A 2,475-nucleotide genomic window follows, 5' to 3' on the forward strand; every position below is an offset into this window, starting at 1 on the left:
CGTACCGGAAGGTGCGGCTGGATCACCTCCTTTCTAAGGAGCACCATTTACATGCCCTGATCCAGGGTTTCCCCCATCCCCGCAACAGTGCGGGATTCGGTGGTTGGGATTGTCGCCGGCGCCTGTAGTGGGCTTGTCCGGCGGGTGCATATGACAACAAACGTTCGGCCGGCTGGAAAGCGTTGGTCGTGAAGAATTGCCAGACACACTGTTGGGTCCTGAGACAACAGGCCCGTTCGCTCCCCTCCTCATGTGGGGGTGGGAGACACCGCTCCGTTGGGGGTGGTGGGGGTTGTTGTTGCCTCACCGGTTTTGGTGGTGGGGTGTGGTGTTTGATTCGTGGATAGTGGTTGCGAGCATCTAACGCGCGCAGTATGGGTTGCCGGCGGCTTTCGGGTCGTTGGTTTTTCCTTCTGTGTGTGTTGATGTGCAATTTTGATTCTTGTTTATCAATTGGTTTTTGTGCGTAAGTGTTTAAGGGCGCATGGTGGATGCCTTGGCATCAGAGGCCGATGAAGGACGTAGGAGGCTGCGATAAGCCTCGGGGAGCTGCCAACCGAGCGTTGATCCGAGGATGTCCGAATGGGGAAACCCAGCACGAGTTATGTCGTGTTACCCACGCTTGAATATATAGGGTGTGGGAGGTAACGCGGGGAAGTGAAACATCTCAGTACCCGTAGGAAGAGAAAACAATTGTGATTCCGTGAGTAGTGGCGAGCGAAAGCGGATGAGGCTAAACCGTATGCATGTGATACCGGGTAGGGGTTGTGTGTGCGGGGTTGTGGGACCTATCTTTCCAGGGCTATCCCTCTGGAGGGCAGTAAGAAAATGTCGTGGTTAACGGAAGTGGCTTGGGATGGCCTGCCGTAGAGGGTGAGAGTCCCGTACGTGAAAACCCGATGTCTGCCTTGATGGTGTTCCCGAGTAGCAGCGGGCCCGTGAAATCTGCTGTGAATCTGCCGAGACCACTCGGTAAGCCTAAATACCTTCTGATGACCGATAGCGGATTAGTACCGTGAGGGAATGGTGAAAAGTACCCCGGGAGGGGAGTGAAATAGTACCTGAAACCGTGTGCCTACAATCCGTCAGAGCCCTCCTTTGGTGGGGTGATGGCGTGCCTTTTGAAGAATGAGCCTGCGAGTCAGGGACATGTCGCGAGGTTAACCCGTGGGGGGTAGCCGTAGCGAAAGCGAGTCTGAATAGGGCGTATCCACGCAAGTGGTGTAGTGGCATGTTCTGGACCCGAAGCGGAGTGATCTACCCATGGCCAGGGTGAAGCGCGGGTAAGACCGCGTGGAGGCCCGAACCCACTTAGGTTGAAGACTGAGGGGATGAGCTGTGGGTAGGGGTGAAAGGCCAATCAAACTCCGTGATAGCTGGTTCTCCCCGAAATGCATTTAGGTGCAGCGTTGCGTGTTTCTTGCCGGAGGTAGAGCTACTGGATGGCCGATGGGCCTCACCAGGTTACTGACGTCAGCCAAACTCCGAATGCCGGTAAGACAAAAGCGTGGCAGTGAGACGGCGGGGGATAAGCTCCGTGCGTCGAGAGGGAAACAGCCCAGATCGCCGACTAAGGCCCCTAAGCGTGTGCTAAGTGGAAAAGGATGTGCAGTCGCGAAGACAACCAGGAGGTTGGCTTAGAAGCAGCCACCCTTGAAAGAGTGCGTAATAGCTCACTGGTCAAGTGATTGTGCGCCGATAATGTAGCGGGGCTCAAGCACACCGCCGAAGTCGCGGCATCCGCAAGGATGGGTAGGGGAGCGTCCTGCATCCGGTGAAGCAGCCGAGTGATCGAGTTGTGGAGGGTGTGGGAGTGAGAATGCAGGCATGAGTAGCGAATAGGCAAGTGAGAACCTTGCCCGCCGAAAGACCAAGGGTTCCTGGGGCAGGCCAGTCCGCCCAGGGTGAGTCGGGACCTAAGGCGAGGCCGACAGGCGTAGTCGATGGACAACGGGTTGATATTCCCGTACCCGTGTGTGTGCGTCCGTGATGAATCCATTGTGCTAACCATCCAAATGGCACGTGATGATCCTTTCGGGGATCACGTGTTGCCGGCTGCGTGGGACCCTGGTGGGTAGTAGTCAAGCGATGGGGTGACGCAGGAAGGTAGCCGTACCGGTCAGTGGTAATACCGGGGTAAGCCTGTAGGACGAACGATAGGCAAATCCGTCGTTCACATGTCTGAGAGGTGATGCATAGCCGAGTGAGGCGAATTCGGTGATCCTATGCTGCCAAGAAAAGCCTCTAGCGAGTGCACACATGGCCCGTACCCCAAACCAACACAGGTGGTCAGGTAGAGAATACTAAGGCGTACGAGTTAACTATGGTTAAGGAACTCGGCAAAATGCCCCCGTAACTTCGGGAGAAGGGGGACCTCCATACCGTCAAGGCACTAGCGGCCGGCAGCGGGAGGGGGTGGCACAAACCAGTGAGAAGCGACTGTTTACTAAAAACACAGGTCCGTGCGAAGTCGCA

Annotated in this window: 1 rRNA gene; it reads left to right on the forward strand. The window is 56.2% G+C overall.

From position 1 onward, the window contains the following. Positions 1-464: 464 nt before the first annotated feature. Positions 465-2,475, forward strand: a 23S ribosomal RNA gene (locus tag ACJH6I_RS31655); the annotation flags it as partial.

It is taken from the genome of Mycobacterium sp. SMC-13, assembly GCF_045311035.1.
In the GTDB taxonomy this organism is placed as follows: domain Bacteria; phylum Actinomycetota; class Actinomycetes; order Mycobacteriales; family Mycobacteriaceae; genus Mycobacterium.